Raw genomic sequence first — 19,326 nt, forward strand, 5'->3', positions numbered from 1 at the left:
TTCCCTGAAGGTTTCCTGGACGCCCGCCGCGTGCAGTCGCGCGACGGGCGGCCCCGGGCCAGGGTGGGGGTGTGACAGGACCCGGATCCGCACCCGCCCGTCCCGGCCCGCGTGGCCTGCGCGTGCGCCGATGGACCAGCATCGTGCTCGTCGTCGTCACGACGCTGCTGGCGGTGGCGTCCTCCGTGGCGGTCTGGGCGCACCGCACCGTGCTCGACACCGACCAGTTCATGGACACCGTCGGCCCCGCGCTCGACGACCCGGCGTTCGACGCCGCGCTCGCGGACAACATCACCGAGCAGACGCTCCTGGCGCTCGACCTGGACACGCGTGTCTCCCAGCGGCTCACCGAGCTCGACGAGGTGCTGGCGCTGGCCCTCGTCGAACGCCTGGAGGTCGACGAGGGCCCGCTGCTCGAGGCGCTCGGCTCCCGCATCGATCGGCCCACCCTCGCCGCGCTGACGCCCGTCGTGGTGGACCGCCTCGAGGACCGGGTGGAGACGGTGGTCGACCGGCTCGTGACCTCTGAGGCCTTCGGCGAACGGCTGCCGCAGCTCGTCGAGCGCGCGCACGCCGCCGGGATCGGGCTCGCGCGAGCGGACGTCGACGACTACCCGAACGTCTACCTCACGGACGACGCCGTCAAGCTCAACACCGTGCCGCTGGTGACCGAGGCGTTGCGCGAGTCCCTCGCCGGCCTCGGTGACCTGCTGCCGGACGTGACCGTGCCCGACGCCGTCGCCGACCGCGCCCCCGAGGCGCGCGCGCAGCTCGGGGACGCGCTGGGATCCCGGCTCCCGGACGGCTTCGGCCAGGTCGTGCTGATGGACACCGAGACGTTCGAGCTCGTCCAGGCCGCCGTCGTGACCGCGGACCGTGCCGTCTGGCTGCTGCTGGCGCTCACCGTGGTGCTGATCGTCGCGACCGTGCTGGTCGCCCCCGACCGGCGGCGTGCCGTCGTGCAGCTCGGGATCGGCGTCGTCGTGGGCCTGGTGCTGGCCGCCGCCCTGGTGGGGCGGCTCCGCGGGCTCGTGCTCGACGTCGCCCGTGCGCCGGACGGTGAACGGGTCGCGGCGGTGCTGTTCGACACCGTCTCCGGGGGCCTCCACGAGATCTTCTGGCTGGTCGGCATCATCGCTGCCGTGGGCGTCGTCGTCGGGGTGCTGCTCGGCCGCCCGGTCTGGCTCGAGCGGGCGGCCGGGCGGACACCGTGGGTGCGGACCGTGACCGGCGGGGACGGCCGGCAGGCCCGGTGGGTCGCCCGGCACGCCGACGCCCTGCGGGTCACGGTGATCGGGATCGCCGTGCTCGTGCTGGTGCTCACCGGGTTCAGCTGGGTGGCACTCGTCCTCGTCGCGCTGTTCGGCGCGGCATGCCTGGTGGGCATCTCCGTCGCCCAGCGGACGGCGGACGTCCCCGGTGAGCGCCGCTCGACGCAGGCACCCACCCTCTGACCGTCAGAGGAAGCGCAGCGGGTCGAACTCGTCGATCGGGATGATCCGCACGCGCGGCAGCGGGCTGGTGAACGCGTCGACGTCACCCTCCAGGTCGAAGATCTCCAGCCCCTCGTCGGTCAGCGACGTCAGCTGGCCGTTGACGAACTCGCGGAAGGCCAGCAGGCCGACCCGCCGGCCGTCGTCGGCCAGCAGCCGCTCGACCTGGGGCAGGAAGTCGCCGTCGTGGCTGGCGAGGAGGACGTCGCCGTCGCGTCCGGCGATCGCCTCCAGCGTGCGCTGGATACCGAGGTCGACGACCTTCTCGTCGCCGTTCGCCGCCAGGGGGATGGGCCGGTAGCCCATCGCGAGCAGCGCCTGGACGAAGGACATCGGCATCTGGCCGCTGGTCGCGTTGAGGAAGAACAGCGGGACGACGTCGGATCCCCACACCCGGCTCGCGAACTTCGTGATCCGGTCCCACCGCGGTCGCTCCTCCGGGTTCGGGCGGCGGTTCAGCACGTTCATGCCGAGCGTGGCATCGATGTTCTCGCCGTCCACCAGCAGGTAGGTGGTCCGGCGCGGCTCGTTCGGCACGTCCGGCGACACCGGGTCCGGTGCCGGCACCGGGGCAGGCGAGGCGGTCGACGCAGAGAAGGGGGAGACCATGCGCCCAGGGTACGCGCGACGACGCCGGTCCGGCGGCCGGGACGCTCCCGCCCATGGACCCGGGCCGCCCGGCGGAGTAATCTCAGCGGCCGTGTCCGACATCACGAGGCTCGACCACCCGCGGGTGACCGTCCTGCAGCACGGTTCCGACGTCCCCCTCGACCGGTTCGCGCGCCGGTTCCACGACGCCCGCGTCGTGCGGCTGTTCGCCGGCGACCCGGTCCCGGCCCTCGACGAGTGCGGGGACGGGCTCGTCGTCCTCGGCGGTCGGATGCACGCCTACGCGGACGACGAGGCGCCCTGGCTGCCCGCGGTCCGGTCGCTGCTGGCCGGCGTGGTCGGTGCCGGGCTGCCCACGCTCGGCATCTGCCTGGGCGCCCAGCTCCTCGCCGTCGCCGGGGGAGGGGCCGTCCAGGTCGCCGCCCCGCCCGGGCGAGAGGCCGGCGTCGTCGACGTGCACTGGCGTGCCCCGGCGCTGCACGACCCGGTCCTCGGACCGCTGGTGCGGGACGCCGGAGCGGCCTGCGAGGACGACGTCGAGCTGCCCGGTTGCGTCACCCCCGCGGTGTCCATGCACTCCGACGCGGTCATCGAGCTGCCGGCGGGTGCGGAGTGGCTCGCCTGGTCGGACACCTATCCGTACCAGGCGTTCCGGTGGGGGTCGGCGCTCGGCGTGCAGTTCCACCCGGAGGCGAGCCCGTCGCTGGCCGTGCGCTGGGCGCTGGGGGAGACCGACGTCGACACCGCCGTCGTGCACGCCCAGGTCACCGCGCACGACGACGGTCTGGCGCGGGCCGGGGACCTGCTCGCCGCGGCGTTCCTCGACCAGGCGCGGGCCGCCGCCTGACCGGCTGCCCCTCAGCGCTGTGCGTGCACGACGCGCCGTCGCCGGATGGCGTCCGACGGCGTGTCGTGCACCCACAGCGCTGAGGGGGCGGGCGAGTCGTCAGGAGCCGATCTGGCCCGGGGTCTCGCCGGACTTCAGCGCAGCGAGGCGGGCCTCCAGCTCGACGTCCTCCATGGAGCCCTCCAGCTCGGCGAACTGCGAGTCCAGGGACGACGCCGCGATCTCGGCCTGGCCCATGGCCTGGGCCTCCTCGCGGCGCACGATCTCCTCGTACCGGCTGAGCTCGCTGGTGGGGTCCAGGATGTTGATCGAGCTGATCGCGCCGTGGACGGTCTGCTGCGCCTCTGCGGCCTTCTGCCGCGCGACGAGCTGGTCGCGCCTGGACTTCAGCTCGACCAGCTTGTCCTTCATCTGTGCCAGGCCGGTCTTGAGCTTGTCGACGGTGACCTGCTGCTGCTCGATCATCGGCTGTGCGGACCGGACCTCGCCCTCGGCGTCGAGCTGCTTGCGCAGGGCGACCTTGGCGAGCTCGTCGAACCGGTCGGCGTTGGCCGCGTCACCGGCGGCGCGCCGCTCGTCGGCCTTGCGGGAGGCCGCCAACGCCTTGCCGCCCCACTCCCGGACCGACTGGACGTCCTCCTGGTAGTCCTGCTCGGCCAGGCGCAGGTTGCCGATCGTCTGGGCGATGGCCTGCTCGGCCTCGGCGATGTTGTTCGTGTAGTCCCGGATGAGCTGGTCCAGCATCTTCTGGGGGTCCTCGGCGCGATCGAGCAGCGCGTTGAGGTTCGCCTTCGCGAGCTGGCTCATGCGCCCGAGGATGCTCTGCTTCTGCGTCATGACGTGCCTTCCTGGTGCCTTGTACCCGGTGTGTTGCCGATGTGAAGAGGACGACGGCGCGGGCCCGGTAGTTCCCGGGCCGGACGCTGCCGGACGATCAGAAGCGCCCCCCGGCGCCGCCCCGGCCACCGCCGCCGCCGAAGCCCCCGCCGAACCCGCCGCGCGAGCCGCCGCCGAACCCGCCGCCGAAGCCTCCGAGCCCGCCACCGCGCCGGCCGCGCCGGGACCCGCCACGCAGCACCGAGTCGAGGACGATCCCTCCGAGGATCATGCCGCCCACGTTCGTCGATCGCCCGCCCGACCCGGCGAAGCCGCCGGGGCCGCCGTGGCGCATGTCCCACCCGGAGGTGTCCGTCTGGGCCATCTGCGCGGCCTGCTGCACGAAGCGCTCGGCCTGCTGCGCGGCCACCAGCGCCCCGTGCGGGTCCGTCGTCTGCCGGCTGCGCGCCTCGGCGGCGAGGCGCTCCGCCTCGGCCAGCCGGGTACGGGCGTCGGGGCCGACGGCGCCGCGCCGCGTCGTGACGTAGCTCTGCGTCGCGCGGACCTGCGACTCGACGCGGCCCAGGACGTCCCGGAGCAGGGCGCGGGCACGGGCGTCGGACTCCGCCTGCTGGCGGGCCGGCGCCAGCGCCGTGTCGAGCGCTGCCTCGGCCTCGGTCAGCCGGGCGAGGGCCGCCAGCGGGTCACCGCCGCCCCGGGCACCGCGTGCCTGCTCGGCGGCGGACCGTGCCTCGGACGCTGCGTGCTGCACGGCGGGGTCATGCGGTGCCAGCCGCTCGGCGTCGACGATGTCCTGCGTGATCGAGGCGATGCCCTTGTCGAGGTTCGTCCCGGCGGAGGCGAGGTCGTCGCCGGCGCTCGCCACGGCGTCGAGCAGCGCCACCGCCTGGCCGAGGGCGTTCTGCGCGGCGCGCGCGTCGGCGACCGCGACCGCCTTCTTGCGCTTCTGCACGGCGGTGCGGCCCACGGTGACCGCCGCGCGGGCGTTCGCGACGAGAGCCGCCGCCTGGTCCGGGTTGTCGCGCACGCTGGTCAGCGCCGAGGCGGGATAGGTGGCGGTGAGCCCGGCGAGCGTGCTGCGGGCCACCTCGATGCGGGCCGCGATCTCACCGGCGCGCTGCTCCGCCTCGTCGAGGACCTGCGGGGCGCGGGACTGCAGCCGGCGCAGGTCGTCGAAGGAGTCGGTCTGCGCGTCCAGGGCCGCGGCCGCCGCCTCGCAGCGCCGGACGACGTCCGCGAGCACGGCGCGCTGCCGCGCGGCGTCCGAGGCCGGCGCGTCACCGAGCGACTCGCCGGCCGGTACGCCGTCCTCGAGCTCCTGGCGGAGGCGGAACGCCTCGGCGACGTCCGCGCGGGCCTGCTCCAGGGCGGTGGTGAACTCCCGGGTCGCCTCGAGCCCGAACTCCGCCTGGGCGAAGCCGAGCTCCTGCTCGGACGTCCGGATCGCGTCGTCGACGCTCACGAGGGCGCTGCCCGCCCGCTGGGCCAGCTCCTGGGTCGTGAGGTTCGCGAGCGGGTCCGGGTCCGGTCCGCCCGCGCCGGTGCGGGCGGCCGCCGCGGCGGCACCGCGGCGGGTCAGCTCCTTGTCGCGACGGGAGCGGGCCCACAGGAAGACGCCCCCGCCGACGACGACGGCGGCCCCGCCGACCAGCAGCGGCCCGGGCACCGAGAACCCGCCGGACGTGCCGCCGGGGTCGCCCCCGCCGGTGTCGCCCGCCCCCGTGACGGCGAGCGTCGCGTCGACCGCGGCGACCGTGGCGCCGGCCCAGTCGTCGTCGCGCAGGGCGTCGACGGTGGCGTCGCGGACCGTGTCGAGCTGCTCGTCGGTCAGGTCGACGTTGTTGTCCCAGCTCAGACCGTAGAGGCGGTCCTCGGTCGCGACGGCCAGCAGCAGGTCGGAGGGGCCGAGCTGGGCGTTCGTCGCCGTCGCGTCCGCCCAGGAGCGGCCGTCCACCCCGTCGAACCGGTCCGTGTACACGACGAACAGCTGGTAGGGCGTCTCGTCGGCGAGCTCGTCGAGCGCGCCCTGCACCTCGGCGAGCTCGTCCTCGGTCAGCACGTCGGCGGTGTCCGTGACGTCACCGTCCAGGTCGGTCAACGGAGGCTGTGCGTGCGAGACGCCGACGGCGAGGGTGAACGCCACCGGCAGCGCGGCGGCCAGCAGCAGCGTCCGACGGGCGAGCGTGGCCGCGCGTCGCCGCGCGGCCTGGGAAGACGGGATCACGGACTGCATCGTTCCGCGCGCGGACGCACGGCGCAATCCCGGGGTGGGTGACGTTCGACGCGAGGCCTCGGCACCGCGCCTACTCGACGCCGTCCGCCCGGCGCGCGTCGACCGTGCGAGCAGCCTCCCGTGCGGCACGCAGGTTCCGCGACCGTCGCGACTCCCGGGGCGGCGCGCGCTCCGGGTCGCGCAGGAGCTCGGAGTCGACGAGCTCGTGCCGGGTGAGGTAGGTGTTCGCCACGGCCTGGATCGTCGCGGCGACGGGCAGCGCGAGGAACGCCCCGAGAGCCCCGAACACCGCACCGAACGCGAGCACGACGACGAAGCTCACCGCCGGGTTCATCTCCGGCGCCCGCGCCGAGATCTTGGGGGAGAAGTACAGGTTCTCGAGCTGCTGGTAGGCGATGACGAACGCCAGCACGGCGACGGCCTGCGGCATCCCCTGAGAGGTCAGCGCGACGGCGACGGGCAGCGCCCCGCCGATGTAGGTGCCGATCGTCGGGATGAACTGCGAGACGACGCCGGTGAACAGGGCCAACGGCAGGGCGTAGGGCGTCCCGAGGACCACGAGGAACACCGCGGTGAACGCCGCCGAGAGCGCGGCGAGCACGATGCGTGAGCTGATGAAGTCCGAGACCTTCACCTGCGTGATCTCCCACAGCCGCCGCCTGCGGTCACGCCGCGGGGCGAGCCCCTCCCCGTCCGGTCCGGCGCAGCAGGTCGACGACACGCGACCACGAGTCGGTGCCGTGCCCGGCGTCGACCGCCTCCTGGGCCAGCGAGCGCATCAGCTCCGGCAGGGCGGGGTCGGTCCCGCTCGCCCGGCTGGTGGAGACCATGTGCTCCAGCGCACCCAGCTCCATGGCGATCGTGTCCTCGTGACCGGGGTGGCGGCCGGCGTCGACGTCGCCCGCCAGCGCGTCGACCGTCTCGGGCAGCAGCGCCAGCACGTCCCGGGCACGGGCGGCGAAGGCGGTGGCGTCGAGGCCGGCGTCGGTGACCATCGCGGCGGCGTGCAGGAACGCCGTCATCCCTGCGAAGTAGACCTCGAGCATCGCGGTGTCGAGCAGGGACGCCAGCCCGGGGTCGGTGCCGACGTGCTCGGAGCGCCCGGCGAGCCGTTCGAGCACGGCACGGTGGCGTTCGAGGAGGTCCGGGTCCCCGGCGTAGAGGATCTGCGCCTCGGGCGAACCGATCAGCGGGACGGGAACCATGATCGCGCCGAGCAGGACCGACAACCCTCTCTCGGCGGCCCAGGAGTGCGTGGCACGGGCCTCGTCCGGCGTCGCCGAGGCGAGCACGACGACGGTGCGTCCCCGCAGCGCCGCGGGCGGCACGGCAGCGAGCACGGAGCGCGTCGTCCCGTGGTCGCGCAGGCAGGTGATCACCAGGTCGGCCGAGGCGGCCGAGGCAAGGTCCGGTGCGGCCACGGCGCCCTCGGCGGCGAGATCCTCCACCCGCGAGCGCGTGCGGTTCCACACGACGGGAGCCGGTCCAGCGGCCAGCAGGGCTCGGGCGAGGGCGCTGCCCATGGGGCCGAGGCCGACGACGGCGGTGGTGGGTGCGTTCCGTTCGGTGGTCATACAGTGAGTCTCGGGGGAACCGCTCCCGCGGTGAAGTACCCACTTTGAAGTACGTACTGACCTCCAGGTGCGTGACCAGGGAGGACGGAGTGGCATGGCCGAGTTCCTGTGCGGGCTCGACGCGGCGGTCGCCGTCGTCGGCGGGAAGTGGAAGCCGTTGATCCTGTGGGCGCTGTCCGAGCACCCGCGGCGCACCGGCGAGCTGCGCCGGGAGCTGCCCGGCGTCTCCGAGAAGGTCCTCATCCAGCAGCTCCGAGAGCTGGAGCGCGACGGCGTCGTGCGGCGCGAGGTGCACGACCAGGTGCCGCCCAAGGTCGTCTACAGCCTGACCGACGACGGCGTCGCGCTGGACCGGGCGCTGCGTCCGCTCGGAGACTGGGGAGAGGCACAGATGGCCGAGATCAGCTCGGTCCGTCGGGAAGGCGTGCGCTGACGGCGGCCGTGACGGCCGGACCTTCTGCGGGCGCGCCTCACATCGAGTCGTCGGGCGCGGCGGCCTGCAGCTTCTCGAGCAGCGGCCCGGCGGCCGTGCCGAGGAACTCCTCCTGCTTGGCGTCGCCGATCTGGTGCAGCGCCAGGTCGGTGTAGCCGGCCTCCCAGAAGGCCGACGCCGCTTCGACGATCGCGTCGAGGTCCGGACCGCACGGGATCGACTCGGCGACGTCCTCCGGGCGCACGAACGCGCTGGCGCTGTCGAACGCCTCCGTGGTCGGGAGGTTGGCGTTCACCGGCCAGCCGAGGCCGAACCAGCGGAACTGCTCGTGCGCCCGCTCCACGGCCGCGTCGGGGTCCGGGTCCCAGGAGATCGGCATCTGCCCGATCTTGCGGGAGGCCGGCAGGTCGGCGTCCGAGCGTGCGGAGTCCCACTGCTGCAGCAGGCCGGGCTTCGGTTCGGTGGAGATCAGGTGGTCCGCCAAGGTGGCGAAGCCGCCCACCGACTGCTGACCGGAGACCGCGACACCGATCTCCACGGGCTCGTCCGGCACGTCCCACAGCCGAGCCGAGTCCACCTGGAAGTGGTCGCCGCGGAAGCTGAGCAGGTTGCCCTCGAACAGCGCCGCGATGATCTGGACCGCCTCGGAGAGCATCTCGTGGCGCTCGTCGACGGCCGGCCAGCCGGCCCCCACGACGTGCTCGTTGAGGTTCTCGCCGGCACCGAGCCCGAGGGTGAAACGTCCCTCGGACAGCAGGCCCACGGTGGCTGCCTTCTGGGCGACGACGGCGGGGTGGTAGCGCAGCGTCGGGCACGTCACGTACGACATGAGCCCGACGCGCTCCGTCGCGTGGGCGACGGCTCCCAGCACGCTCCACGCGTACGGCGAGTGGCCCTGGGAGTCGAGCCACGGGAAGTAGTGGTCGCTCATCACCTCGAACTCGAAGCCGGCGTCCTCAGCCCGGACCGCGTAGTCGACGAGGCTCCGCGGACCGGACTGCTCGGTCATCAGGGTGTATCCGAATCTGGTCACCCGACTACCGTGCGGCGGATGCGCTGTGCCCGCACCCGGACGCCGGGCCGCTCGCGGTGGCGCCGTCCGGCCTCGTGGACGTCAGGAACGGCGCCGCTGTCCGGTGCGCTCCTTCTGGTGCGCCGCCATGAGGGCGGGCGCCGTCCACACGTCGGGCGCCGGGCGCTTGCGCGCCCCGGGCTTCTCCTCCGCCAGGTGGGTGCAGGCGTCCTCCAGGTCACGCAGCAGCATGTCGACCATCTGCCGGCTCAGGTCGATCCGCACCACGATGCGCAGCAGGTGCACGTCCTCGGCGTCGGGCGGGAGGCTGTACGCCGGGACGATCCACCCGTGCTCCCGCAGCCGTGCCGAGAGGTGGTAGACGTCGAACCCGGGGTCGTCGCGGAGCCGGAACGTCACCACCGGCTCGCTCAGACCCGGGTTGAGGATCTCGAACCAGCGGCCTGCGGCCAGCTCGTCGTTGAGGTGTCGTGCGTTGGCGAGCATCGTCGCCACGATCTCCTGGTACCCGGAGCGCCCGAGCCGCAGGAAGTTGTACAGCTGCGCCTGGATCATCGCCGACCCTCGCGAGAAGTTGAACGTGAACGTGGGCTGCGCGCCGCCGAGGTAGTTCACGCTGAACACGAGGTCCTGGGGAAGCTTGGTCCGGTCGCGGAACACCAGCCAGCCGACGCCCGGGTAGACCAGCCCGTACTTGTGCCCCGAGGCGTTGATCGACGCGACTTGCTCGAGCCGGAAGTCGAACCTCAGGTCGGGCTCGGCGAACGGCGCGACGAACGCGCCGCTGGCGCCGTCGACGTGGATCGGGACGTCCCACCCCTGCTGCTCCTTGATCTGCACCAGGCGGTCGTTGATCTCCTCGATCGGGTCCGCCTCGCCGATGTGGGTGGTACCGAGGACGACCCCGACGGCGATCGTGTTCTCGTCGACCTGCTCGGCCACCTCGTCGGCGCTGATGACGTACCGGTCCGGCTTCATCGGGATCTTGCGCATCTCGACGTCGAAGTAGTTGGCGAACTTGTCCCACACCACGTGGGTCTCGGCCCCGTAGACGACGTTCGGCCGGTCGGTCGGCAGACCCGCGGCACGACGACGGTCGCGCCAGCTGCGCTTGTGCGCGAGCAGCCCCAGCATGATCGCCTCGGAGGAGCCGATGGTGCCGACGCCGACGACCTCGGCCGGGTCCGGCGCGTTGAACAGGTCGCCCAGCATGTGGACGCAGGCCTCCTCCATCAGCGACGACGCCGGGTACTCCTCGTGGTCGATGTGGTTCTTGCGCAGGGAACCCATGATGAGGCGCTCCGCCTCGGGTTCCATCCACGTCGTCACGAACGAGGCCAGGTTCAGCGTCTCGCGACCGTCGAGCATCAGGCCGGTGTGCAGCAGCTCGTAGGCCGTCCCCGCCGCCATCCCCGACGCCGGGAACTCGAACGGGTCGAGATGCTCGCGGAAAGCCGCGGTGCCGTGGATCGGACCGTTCGGGTCGTCGCTCATCGGGGTCTCCTTCGTTCGGTCAGTCGTCGGTCTCGGTGGCGCAGGGCAGCGCCGCCAGGTCGGGGGCCGCGGTCTCCATGAAGTCCGTCGTCTGCTCGATCAAGAGGGGGGACAACCGTCCGGCGCCGGGGCTGAACGGCGTGCTCAGCGCGATCACGATCAGCAGCATCACCAGCGTGAACACCGCCGACACCGCGACCAGGACCGCCTGAGGAACCGAGCGGGCGGGGAGGGTCACGACGAACAGCAGCACGAGGATGAGGACTCCGCCGAAGATCAGCAGCACCCACAGCAACGGAGGCGTCTGGATCTCGGCGGCGACGAGCCGGGTCTCACGGGCGGTGGAGATGTTGCCCAGCTGTGCCAGCATGTTCGTCGCGGTCGCGGGCTGGAACGTCCCGCCGGTGGGTTCCGTCGACTCGCCCAGGGTCACGAACAGGTCGCTGTAGGCGGCGTCCACCACGGGCGACGACCCACCGTCCTGCAGCGCGGGCCAGTCGTGCTCGGGGACGGCCCGCGCGTAGCAGATCAAGGAGTGCTGGATGGCGGCCTGGCTGTCCGGGAACAGCTGAGCCTGGTCGAAGGCGGTGCCGATCGACGTCGCCTCGTCCCCGATCGCGTTGCGCGCGGCGGAGAACTCTCCGAAGAGGAAGACGATCGAGAAGCCGAGGACGATGCCGTAGGCCGTCGCCACGTAGGAGAGCGTCGCGGTCCACGGGCCGGTGTCGAAGCTGATGCCGCGCACCAGGCGCCGGGTCAGGAGGCTCAGACCGAACGCGACGACCGCCGTCGTCAGCAAGATCGCTGCGGTCGTCGAGATCGTCACCGCCCGCCACCGTCCGAGGATGCCGGGCACGGCACGACGGCGCCGACCTCGAGGCGGCCGGCGCCCCCGGGGCCACGCTCCTGGATCGACATCGAAGGCCTCCGTCCAGCGGCGACCCGGGACGTGCCGCTCGCCGACGCGGCGCCCGGCTCGCGGGCGTCATCGCCACGGGTCACGCTACGCGCCCGCACGGGTTGCGGCACGAGGGGCGATGGTCTTCACCCTCTCCTGCACGATGTCCAGCTCCTCGGTCCTGATGGTCGGACCTGGACGTCGTGCCGTGCCGGGCGGGTGCCTCGTTCCTCGGCCCCCACCCGTCACTTCGCTCCGTCCAGCTCCTCGGAGTCGACGATGCGGTAGGCGTACCCCTGCTCCGCCAGGAACCGCTGGCGGTGGGCCGCGAAGTCCTGGTCCACGGTGTCCCGGGCGACGACGGCGTAGAAGTGCGCCGTGCGACCGTCCTGCTTGGGCCGCATCACACGCCCCAGCCGCTGCGCCTCCTCCTGCCGGGACCCGAACGACCCCGAGACCTGGATCGCCACGGACGCCTCCGGCAGGTCGATGGAGAAGTTCGCCACCTTGGACACCACCAGCCGGGAGACCTCGCCCGACCGGAACGCGCCGAACAGCTTCTGGCGCTCGCGGACGGTGGTCGCGCCGGTGATCAGCGGTGCGTCGAGGTGCTCGGCGAGCTCCTCGAGCTGGTCGATGTACTGCCCGATGACCAGCACCTGGTCGTCGGGGTGCTGGGCGACCAGTCGCTCGACCACCCGGTTCTTGCCCGGTGCGCACGCGGCGAGCCGGTACTTGTCCTCCGGCTCGGCCGTCGCGTAGAGCATCCGCTCGTGCTCGGGCAGGGTCAGGCGCACCTCGACGCAGTCCGCCGGGGCGATGTAGCCCTGCGCCTCGATGTCCTTCCACGGGGCGTCGTAGCGCTTGGGCCCGATGAGGGAGAACACCTCGTCCTCGCGGCCGTCCTCGCGCACCAGCGTCGCCGTGAGGCCGAGCCGACGACGGGCCTGGAGGTCCGCCGTCATGCGGAAGATCGGCGCGGGCAGCAGGTGCACCTCGTCGTACACGACCAGGCCCCAGTCGCGGGCGTCGAGCAGCTCCAGGTGCGTGTAGACGCCCTTCCGCTTGGTGGTCAGCACCTGGTACGTCGCGATGGTGACCGGGCGGATCTCCTTGCGGGAGCCCGAGTACTCGCCGATCTCGTCCTCGGTGAGCGACGTGCGCCGGATCAGCTCGTCCCGCCACTGCCGGGCGCTGACGGTGTTGGTGACGAGGATGAGCGTGGTGGTCCCGGACCTCGCCATCGCTCCCGCACCGACGATCGTCTTGCCGGCCCCGCAGGGCAGCACGACGACGCCGGAGCCACCGTGCCAGAAGCCGTCCACGGCCTGCGCCTGGTACGGCCGGGGCTCCCACTCGGCGGCGTCCTCGCCCGGGTAGACGGGCTTCGTCGTGGGCGACAGCGCGATGGCGTGCTTCTCGCCGTCGACGTACCCGGCCAGGTCCTCGGCCGGCCAGCCCAGCTTGACCAGGGCCTGCTTGAGGTTCCCGCGCTCGGAGGGGTGCACCGCCACGGTCGTGGTGTCGATCCGCTCGCCCACCAGTCCGGCGGTGCGCTTGGACTTGAGCACCTCGGCGAGCACGGCGGCGTCCGTGGACTCCAGCACGAGCCCGTGCACGGGGTGCGAGGCGAGGGTGAGGCGCCCGTAGCGCCCCATCGTCTCGGCGACGTCGATGAGCAGCGCGTGCGGCACCGGGTAGCGCGAGTACGCCATGAGGGTGTCGACGACCTGCTCCGCGTCGTGGCCCGCGGCGCGGGCGTTCCACAGGCCGAGGTTGGTCAGCCGGTACGTGTGCACGTGCTCGGGGGCGCGCTCCAGCTCGGCGAACGGCGCGATGGCGCGGCGGGCGTCGCCGGACTGCGGGTGCTCGACCTCCAGGAGGATCGACTTGTCGCTCTGGACGATGAGGGGGCCGTCGGGCATGCGGGTCCTTCCGGTGGGGTGTCCAGGATGGCAACGCCGTGCGCCGCCGTGGTGTTCCGCGCGTCAGTCGACGGGTTCCACCGATGCGATGCGGTGCACCGCGACCGTCAGCTCCGCCTCGCGCTGCGGGTCGAGAGCCCGCAGGCGACCGCCGTCGAGCCGCATCGGCTTGAGCTCACGTCGCACGAGCGTGCCGGAGCCGCCCACCATCTCGATGCGCACGGTGCGGCCCTCGCGCAAGGCGTCGTGCAGGACGGCCAACGCGTCCCCGGGTTCCGACGTGCCGTGCCCGACGGCGTCGCTCACCCTCGGCGGTTCCCCGCGGCCGGACGAGCTCGCCGGGGCGGACGTGCTCACCGGGGCGGACGGGCCGCTGTCGGGCGAGGCGCTCGCGGACGGCGCCGTGCCGCGCAGCCGTGCCACGAGCGCCGCCCGGGCCTCGGCCGACGTGTCCCGGACGGGGGCCGCGGGTCGGCGCGACCGGGCCGTGCGGTCCAGCCTGACCGTGCGGCGGACCGGCCCGAGAGGGCGGCCGTCGGGCCCCTCCAGACCGGAGAGCAGCCCACGGTCCCGCAGCGCCTCGTGCAGCTCGACGGCCGGGACCGCGGCGGCCAGCACCGTGGGCGCGAGGCGGACGAGGCCCAGTCCAGCGAGCCGGGGGTCGTCGGCGAGGCCGGCCAGCGCCGTCGGGTCGGCGGCGCGCACGTAGGAGGTCGCCGACCCGACCCGCACGGCCTCGTGCCGGCGCGCGGTGTCCTTGACCAGGTACTCCAGCGGCTGGGGCACGGGCACGGGGGAGCGACCGGCGAGCTCGGCGAGGAGCTCCGGACCGCTGCGGCCGTGGTCCAGCGCCCGCGTGACCGAGGCCGTGGAGAACCGCACGGTGGTCGCCGCGCCGCGCGACTCGACGTCGGCGGCCTGGTCCAGGAGCCGCGCGAGCCCCGGCGACGGGCGCCCCGGGACGATCCCGGTGAGGTCACCCTGCAGGAGCACCTCGTCGACCTCCGTGGGCAGCACGTCGCGCAGCGCGCGGGCGACGTCCGCGGTGTCCGGCCCGCCCGGCGTGACCTCCGACGGGCCGTCGCCCACCGACCGGAGAGCGGCGCCCGGCGACGACAGCGCACCGGCACCCGTCACCCCCAGGAGCGCCGCCTCGCGCAGCAGCCCCGTCAGCGCCGCCTCCGGGGGCACCGCCCGCGGCGAGTGCCACCGCAGCACCGCCAGCACGTCGTCGGGCGCCAGCGCCGTGCCGGGCTGCGCCGCCAGCGTGTCGAGGACCTGGGCGCGCAGCCGCGGCACCCACGGGCGGTGCAGGTCCGGGGACAGCGGTGCGCGCAGGACGCCCTTCTCGTCGCGCGACCCGACCTGCCACGGGGTGCGCCGCGACGTCAGCCACGCGGTCGCCAGCCACGCCCACCGCTCGGCGTCGTCGTGCTCCTCCCACGTGTCCGCCCGGGTGGTCGGCACGTACGACGCCGGGGCGTCGCCGTCGTCGGCCACGAGGCCGGCGCTCGCGGCGAGCTCGACGACGAACGCGGCGGTCGGCTCGTCCGTGTCGAGCAGCAGCGCGGTGCGGCGCAGGTCGCGGACGCCGAGGCCGCCGGCGCGCAGGGTCGCCGGCGGGGTGTCGTCCCAGGAGGTGATCAGCCGGGCCACCTGCCGCACCGTCTCCAGGGCCGCGGTGGCCGTCTCCGCGTCGGCGCCGGCGGCAGGTACCTCCCGGCCCGCGGGCCGAGGTGGCGCCAGGTCGGGTTCCCGGTGGGTGCGGCCGCCGCGCAGCGCCAGGCCGACGTCGCGGGGCAGGAGAACGTGCCGGCCGTCGGAGCGCAGCAGGAGGCCGGAGGTGACGAGCGCGTCGACGGCCTCGCGGGGCGCCGTCCCGGGGGGTGGCACGACGCCGACCGGCGGTCCCCATGCGAGGGCGTCGAGGATCGGGCGGGCACCGGGCGGCAGGTCGTCGAGCGCCGGGGGCGCCGTGGGCGGGGCGTCGCGCACGGGGCCGAGGCCCGCCGGGTAGGGGCCGAGCACCTCGTCCAGGCCCGGGGCCGGGTGCACCCCGTCCTCGTCGTCCCACACCAGCGCGGCGGTGCGGGCCGCGTCGAGCAGGTGCCTGACGCCGGTGCTCGCCCCGGGTGCCCCGAGCGCGGCCGCGACCTGCTCGGCCCCCACCGGGCCGTCGCCGTCGGACAGCGCGAGCAACGACTCGAGGACCTGCAGCGTGCCGGCGTCGAGGTGGCTCAGCGCGCGGTCGAGGCTGGTCCGGCTGGCGGCGCGGGCCGCGAGGGACCGGAGCGTCGACGGGGCGGGCGTGCTGAGGTCGGGGCGGGCAGAGAGCAGCGCGAGGAGCTCGTCGTCGGTGCGGTGGCGCACCCATTCGGTGTAGCTGCCGACCATCTGCACGATGCTACGCCCGCTGCCTGGGCGCGGGGCCCTGGTCCCGGCTGTACGGACCGCAGGGGTCAGGGCTCGGCGGTGGCGCGGCAGACCTCCTGCCACGGCGTGGGGTCGATCCCGAAGCGGTCCTGCGCCGACGAGGAGTTCAGCACGTACGGCGCCTCCCACTGGTAGCCGAGCTGTCGCAGCTCGCGCAGCAGCGGGGAGAACGCGGCGGCGGCGGCCAGCGCCGGGCCGCGCAGCGACGACACCGGCACCGCAGGTCGTCCGGCCGCCGCGAGGGTGTCGGTCAACGCCTGGACCTGGGTGACCGGCGGGTTGCTGGGGACGTGCCACGTGCGGCCGTGGGCGCCGGGGTCTGCCGCGGCGGCGACCAGGGTCCGGGCGACGTCGCGCACGTCGGTGAACGTGTGCGGTTGGTCGGTGCGTCCCAGCATCCAGGCCCGACGTCCGCGCAGGGCGGCCGGCAGGACGCGGGAGACGTGCCCGTTCTGCCCGACGCCGGGACCCATGTAGTCGGAGCCGCGGACCTCGACGGCGCGCAGGCGGCCGGCGTCGTGGGCGGCCCGTGCGTCGGCCCACAGCCGGGCGCGCAGGCGGCCCTTGTGGTCGGCGGCGACGTCGGGGAGGTCCTCGGTCATCGGGACGTCGACGGGTCCGTAGGGGTAGAGGTTGCCGGTGATGGCGTAGACGGCGCCGGTGCGCTCGGCGGCGGTGAGGAACGCGGCGGCGAGCGGTGGCCAGACCTCGTCCCACCGCGTGTAGTCGGTCGGGTTGGCGCAGTTGTACAGCACGGCCGTGTGCTCGGTGGCGCGGCTGAGGGCGTCGGGGTCGGAGGCGTCCAGCGTCAGGTGCTCCACGCCGTCGATGCCGGTGCTGCGCCCCGAGCGCGTGGCGACGGCGACGGTCTCGCCCTGCGCGGCCAGCAGGGCGGCGACGTGCCGGCCGACCGGTCCGGCGCCGACGACGAGATGACGATCCATGATCAGTGCTCCTTGATGTGAACGGTGCTCTCGTTGCCCAGTGTGGACCTTCCGGGACCAGGAGGCAAGAGCGGCGCTCTCGAAAAGGAGCACCACTCCGTGCGACGATGCCGACGTGACCACCGCGCCCCGCACCGCCCGAGCCCTCGCCCGCGAGACGATCACCCGCGAGATCCTCACCGCGGCCCGCGCACGGCTCGCGGCCGACGGCCCGGCGGGTCTGTCGCTGCGCGCCGTGGCCCGCGACGTCGGCATGGTGTCCTCTGCCGTGTACCGGTACGTCGAGAACCGGGACGCCCTGCTGACGCTGCTGATCGTCGAGTGCTACGACGAGCTGGGTGCCGCCGTCGAGGACGCCGAGCGGCAGGTGCCCGACCGGGAGGACCTCGCCACCCGCTGGCTCGCCGCCTGCCGGGCCGCCCGGACGTGGTCCGTCGCGCACCCGGGCGAGTTCGCCCTGCTCTACGGCACCCCGGTCCCCGGCTACGCGGCGCCCCGGGACACCGTGGACCCGGCGATCCGCACGGTCCTGGTCCTCGTCCGGGTCGTCGCCGACGCGTACCACGCCGGCGTCGTGCCGCCGCTCGGGCCGACGGCCGAGAGCGGCCTGACGTCCCTCGTGGCCCCGGCGCGGGAGGTCGTCGCGGCGCGGGGCCTGATCGACGACGCCCCGCCCGAGCTGGTCGTGCGCACCCTCATGGCGTGGACCACGGTGCTCGGCACCGTGTCGTTCGAGCTCTTCGGTCATCTGGTCGGCTCCGTGGTCGATCCGCACGCATGGTTCGACGTCGTCTCGCTGCGCTTGGCCGCTGACCTGGGAATCGGCCTCCAGGAGGGCTTCTCACCCGGGTGAAATGGCGCTTGACCGGGGAAAACACCGCCTTCAGGCACGGGGTGAAAGAGGGGGTGAAAGGCCCCCGAAAAAGCACATCGAACCGCTTCGGCGCTCCTACAGTCATGACAGAACAGGTCATCCCGAGGAGCCGCTACCGTGTCCATCACCGACGTCCAGCAGCGCACCCGCAGTGCGCTCGCCGGTGTGCGCGCTGTCCGGTTGCGGGAGGTGCGCGCCATCTTCCGGGCGGCGAGCTGGCAGTCCGCGTACCGCCGCCGCCTCATGGCCTCCGACGGCGTGCTGGTCGCCCTGGCGGCACTGCTCGCCGTCGTCGTGAACAACCTGGGCGGCGCGTGGCCGCCCGCGGCCGGGCTCCGGGCGGACCAGGTCGTGTTCATCGCCGTGGTGTCCGTGGTGTGGCCGGTGTCGATCGCCATGAGCCGGGGCTACGACGTCCGCGTCTTCGGGTCGGGTCCCCGGGAGTTCGAGCGGGTCTTCGACGCCACCCTGCGTCTCTTCGCGGTGCTCGCGCTGGGGGCGTTCCTGCTGTCCTGGCCGGGCCTGCGCTCCTACCTCCTCGTGACCTTCCCGGTAGGTCTCGTCCTGCTGCTCCTGGGCCGCTGGCAGTGGCGCGGCTGGCTCCGGCGCCGCCGGGCCCGGGGCGAGTCGACGACGTCGGTGCTCGCCGTGGGGCTGCGCGACCAGGCCGAGCGGCTCGTGCGTGAGCTCAACGAGCGCGCGTCGGGCTACAAGGTGGTGGGCATGTGCTGCCCGCCCGCCGAGGTGCGACCCGGTGAGGAGGTGCTCGGCGTGCCGGTGCTGGGCGACCTCGACGGGGCCGCGACGATCGCGGCGCAGGTCGGCGCGGACTGCGTGGCCGTGGCGGGCTCCGACCACATGACCGCCGACGCGGTGCGCCGCCTTGGCTGGGAGCTGGAGCCCGTGGGCGTGGACCTCATGCTGATGGCCGAGCTGGCCGACGTGGCGGGCCCGCGCATCACCGTCACTCCCGAGCAGTCGGTCTCCCTGCTGCACGTCGACGCCCCGCGGTTCGCCGGCCCCAAGTACGTGGCCAAGACGATCATGGACTGGACCGGCGCCGCGCTGATCACCTTGCTCGTGCTGCCGGTCCTGGTCGGGGTGGCCCTCGTCGTGGTGACGACCAGCCGTGGGCCCGTCCTCTACAGCCAGCAGCGGGTGGGCCGCGGCGGGCGCGCCTTCCGGATGCTGAAGTTCCGCACGATGCGGGTCGGCGCCGACAGGGAGGACGCGGTGCTCGAGGGCGACCACGACGGTGCCGGAGTGCTGTTCAAGCGCCGCGACGACCCGCGTGTGACCACCGCCGGCCGCACGCTGCGCCGCTACTCCCTGGACGAGCTGCCGCAGCTCTTCAACGTCCTGGCGGGACAGATGTCCCTGGTGGGCCCGCGCCCGCCGCTCCCGCAGGAGGTCAGCCGGTACGAGGCGCGGATGCGCCGCCGCCTGCTCGTCAAGCCCGGGATCACCGGGCTGTGGCAGGTCGGCGGGCGGTCCGACCTGCCCTGGGAGGAGACCGTGCGCCTCGACGTGTACTACGCGGAGAACTGGACGCCGTTCGGCGACCTGCTGATCCTGGCCCGCACGGCCAAGGTCGTGCTCGGCGCGCGGGGCGCCTACTGAGCATCCGCTGGAGACGCAGAGGTGCTGCGACGGAGCGGCGCCGAACTTCCCGGTACCCTGGGACACTGCCTCGGCCGCA

General features: G+C 73.8%; 16 protein-coding genes. 5 read left to right on the forward strand and 11 right to left on the reverse strand.

Translation table 11 applies throughout. The features are described from left to right. The first annotated feature begins 71 nt into the window (after window positions 1-71). The gene (locus AC3RJ8_RS03135; RefSeq protein WP_489714493.1) at window positions 72-1,454 is read left to right on the forward strand and encodes a hypothetical protein; all 1,383 of its coding nucleotides are present in this window, start codon (window positions 72-74) and stop codon (window positions 1,452-1,454) included. Between the two features lie 3 nt (window positions 1,455-1,457). Here AC3RJ8_RS03135 and AC3RJ8_RS03140 read toward each other — a convergent pair whose 3' ends face one another. Continuing rightward, entirely contained in the window at window positions 1,458-2,102 is a 645-nt protein-coding gene (locus tag AC3RJ8_RS03140) for an NYN domain-containing protein (RefSeq protein WP_407320589.1), read from the reverse strand. Window positions 2,103-2,193: 91 nt separating this feature from the next. Between AC3RJ8_RS03140 and AC3RJ8_RS03145 the strand changes: the two genes are divergently transcribed. Further along, window positions 2,194-2,949, forward strand: coding sequence for a type 1 glutamine amidotransferase (locus tag AC3RJ8_RS03145; protein ID WP_489714494.1), 756 nt, complete (start codon window positions 2,194-2,196; stop codon window positions 2,947-2,949). Window positions 2,950-3,048: 99 nt separating this feature from the next. On the opposite strand, the gene AC3RJ8_RS03150 is transcribed toward AC3RJ8_RS03145, so the two are convergent. The 4 genes from AC3RJ8_RS03150 to AC3RJ8_RS03165 all read right to left on the reverse strand — a co-directional run bounded on the left by AC3RJ8_RS03150 (window position 3,049) and on the right by AC3RJ8_RS03165 (window position 7,689). After that, the gene (locus AC3RJ8_RS03150; protein WP_489714495.1) at window positions 3,049-3,786 is read right to left on the reverse strand and encodes a PspA/IM30 family protein; all 738 of its coding nucleotides are present in this window, start codon (window positions 3,784-3,786) and stop codon (window positions 3,049-3,051) included. A 97-nt stretch (window positions 3,787-3,883) separates the two neighbouring features. Continuing rightward, on the reverse strand, window positions 3,884-6,019 hold the full coding sequence (locus tag AC3RJ8_RS03155; RefSeq protein ID WP_489714496.1) for a TPM domain-containing protein: 2,136 nt from the start codon (window positions 6,017-6,019) through the stop codon (window positions 3,884-3,886). A gap of 70 nt (window positions 6,020-6,089) precedes the next feature. Continuing rightward, window positions 6,090-6,653: an AI-2E family transporter gene (locus tag AC3RJ8_RS03160; RefSeq protein ID WP_489714497.1), complete on the reverse strand. Its 564-nt coding sequence runs from the start codon at window positions 6,651-6,653 to the stop codon at window positions 6,090-6,092. A gap of 31 nt (window positions 6,654-6,684) precedes the next feature. Next, a complete protein-coding gene (locus AC3RJ8_RS03165; protein ID WP_489714498.1) occupies window positions 6,685-7,689 on the reverse strand; it encodes an NAD(P)-dependent oxidoreductase in 1,005 nt (334 codons plus the stop codon). Between AC3RJ8_RS03165 and AC3RJ8_RS03170 the strand changes: the two genes are divergently transcribed. Then, on the forward strand, window positions 7,688-8,026 hold the full coding sequence (locus AC3RJ8_RS03170; protein WP_489714499.1) for a winged helix-turn-helix transcriptional regulator: 339 nt from the start codon (window positions 7,688-7,690) through the stop codon (window positions 8,024-8,026). The two genes, AC3RJ8_RS03165 and AC3RJ8_RS03170, sit on opposite strands and share 2 nt — an antisense overlap. 37 nt (window positions 8,027-8,063) lie before the next feature. On the opposite strand, the gene AC3RJ8_RS03175 is transcribed toward AC3RJ8_RS03170, so the two are convergent. The 6 genes from AC3RJ8_RS03175 to AC3RJ8_RS03200 form a co-directional block, all read right to left on the reverse strand. Beyond that, window positions 8,064-9,059 carry a TIGR03557 family F420-dependent LLM class oxidoreductase gene (locus AC3RJ8_RS03175; protein WP_489714500.1) on the reverse strand — a complete coding sequence of 332 codons (996 nt, stop codon included), beginning with the start codon at window positions 9,057-9,059 and terminating at the stop codon, window positions 8,064-8,066. Between the two features lie 81 nt (window positions 9,060-9,140). Beyond that, entirely contained in the window at window positions 9,141-10,553 is a 1,413-nt protein-coding gene (gene gad, locus AC3RJ8_RS03180; RefSeq protein WP_489714501.1) for a glutamate decarboxylase, read from the reverse strand. A gap of 19 nt (window positions 10,554-10,572) precedes the next feature. Further along, window positions 10,573-11,379 (reverse strand): bestrophin-like domain, encoded by an 807-nt coding sequence (locus AC3RJ8_RS03185; RefSeq protein WP_489714502.1) that lies wholly within the window; start codon window positions 11,377-11,379, stop codon window positions 10,573-10,575. A 317-nt stretch (window positions 11,380-11,696) separates the two neighbouring features. Next, entirely contained in the window at window positions 11,697-13,376 is a 1,680-nt protein-coding gene (locus AC3RJ8_RS03190; RefSeq protein ID WP_489714503.1) for a DNA repair helicase XPB, read from the reverse strand. Between the two features lie 63 nt (window positions 13,377-13,439). Continuing rightward, a complete protein-coding gene (locus AC3RJ8_RS03195; protein ID WP_489714504.1) occupies window positions 13,440-15,770 on the reverse strand; it encodes a helicase-associated domain-containing protein in 2,331 nt (776 codons plus the stop codon). Window positions 15,771-15,835: 65 nt separating this feature from the next. Next, complete coding sequence (locus AC3RJ8_RS03200) at window positions 15,836-16,753, reverse strand: NAD-dependent epimerase/dehydratase family protein (RefSeq protein WP_489714505.1); 918 nt, start codon at window positions 16,751-16,753, stop codon at window positions 15,836-15,838. Window positions 16,754-16,868: 115 nt separating this feature from the next. Between AC3RJ8_RS03200 and AC3RJ8_RS03205 the strand changes: the two genes are divergently transcribed. Continuing rightward, a complete protein-coding gene (locus AC3RJ8_RS03205) occupies window positions 16,869-17,606 on the forward strand; it encodes a TetR/AcrR family transcriptional regulator (RefSeq protein ID WP_489714506.1) in 738 nt (245 codons plus the stop codon). 138 nt (window positions 17,607-17,744) lie between these two features. Next, window positions 17,745-19,247 carry a sugar transferase gene (locus AC3RJ8_RS03210; protein ID WP_489714507.1) on the forward strand — a complete coding sequence of 501 codons (1,503 nt, stop codon included), beginning with the start codon at window positions 17,745-17,747 and terminating at the stop codon, window positions 19,245-19,247. The last annotated feature ends 79 nt before the right edge of the window (window positions 19,248-19,326 follow it).

Source organism: Isoptericola sp. MSGPD8_1_ISO-PGPR-S23-394, assembly GCF_058072785.1.

Bases quoted from the DNA above. Each gene is read 5' to 3' on its own strand.
- AC3RJ8_RS03170 (WP_489714499.1), top strand. From the start codon at position 7,688: ATGGCCGAGTTCCTGTGCGGGCTCGACGCGGCGGTCGCCGTCGTCGGC.
- AC3RJ8_RS03140 (WP_407320589.1), bottom strand. From the start codon at position 2,102: ATGGTCTCCCCCTTCTCTGCGTCGACCGCCTCGCCTGCCCCGGTGCCG.
- AC3RJ8_RS03190 (WP_489714503.1), bottom strand. From the start codon at position 13,376: ATGCCCGACGGCCCCCTCATCGTCCAGAGCGACAAGTCGATCCTCCTG.
- AC3RJ8_RS03165 (WP_489714498.1), bottom strand. From the start codon at position 7,689: ATGCCACTCCGTCCTCCCTGGTCACGCACCTGGAGGTCAGTACGTACT.
- AC3RJ8_RS03200 (WP_489714505.1), bottom strand. From the start codon at position 16,753: ATGGATCGTCATCTCGTCGTCGGCGCCGGACCGGTCGGCCGGCACGTC.
- gad (WP_489714501.1), bottom strand. From the start codon at position 10,553: ATGAGCGACGACCCGAACGGTCCGATCCACGGCACCGCGGCTTTCCGC.
- AC3RJ8_RS03195 (WP_489714504.1), bottom strand. From the start codon at position 15,770: ATGGTCGGCAGCTACACCGAATGGGTGCGCCACCGCACCGACGACGAG.
- AC3RJ8_RS03155 (WP_489714496.1), bottom strand. From the start codon at position 6,019: ATGCAGTCCGTGATCCCGTCTTCCCAGGCCGCGCGGCGACGCGCGGCC.
- AC3RJ8_RS03150 (WP_489714495.1), bottom strand. From the start codon at position 3,786: ATGACGCAGAAGCAGAGCATCCTCGGGCGCATGAGCCAGCTCGCGAAG.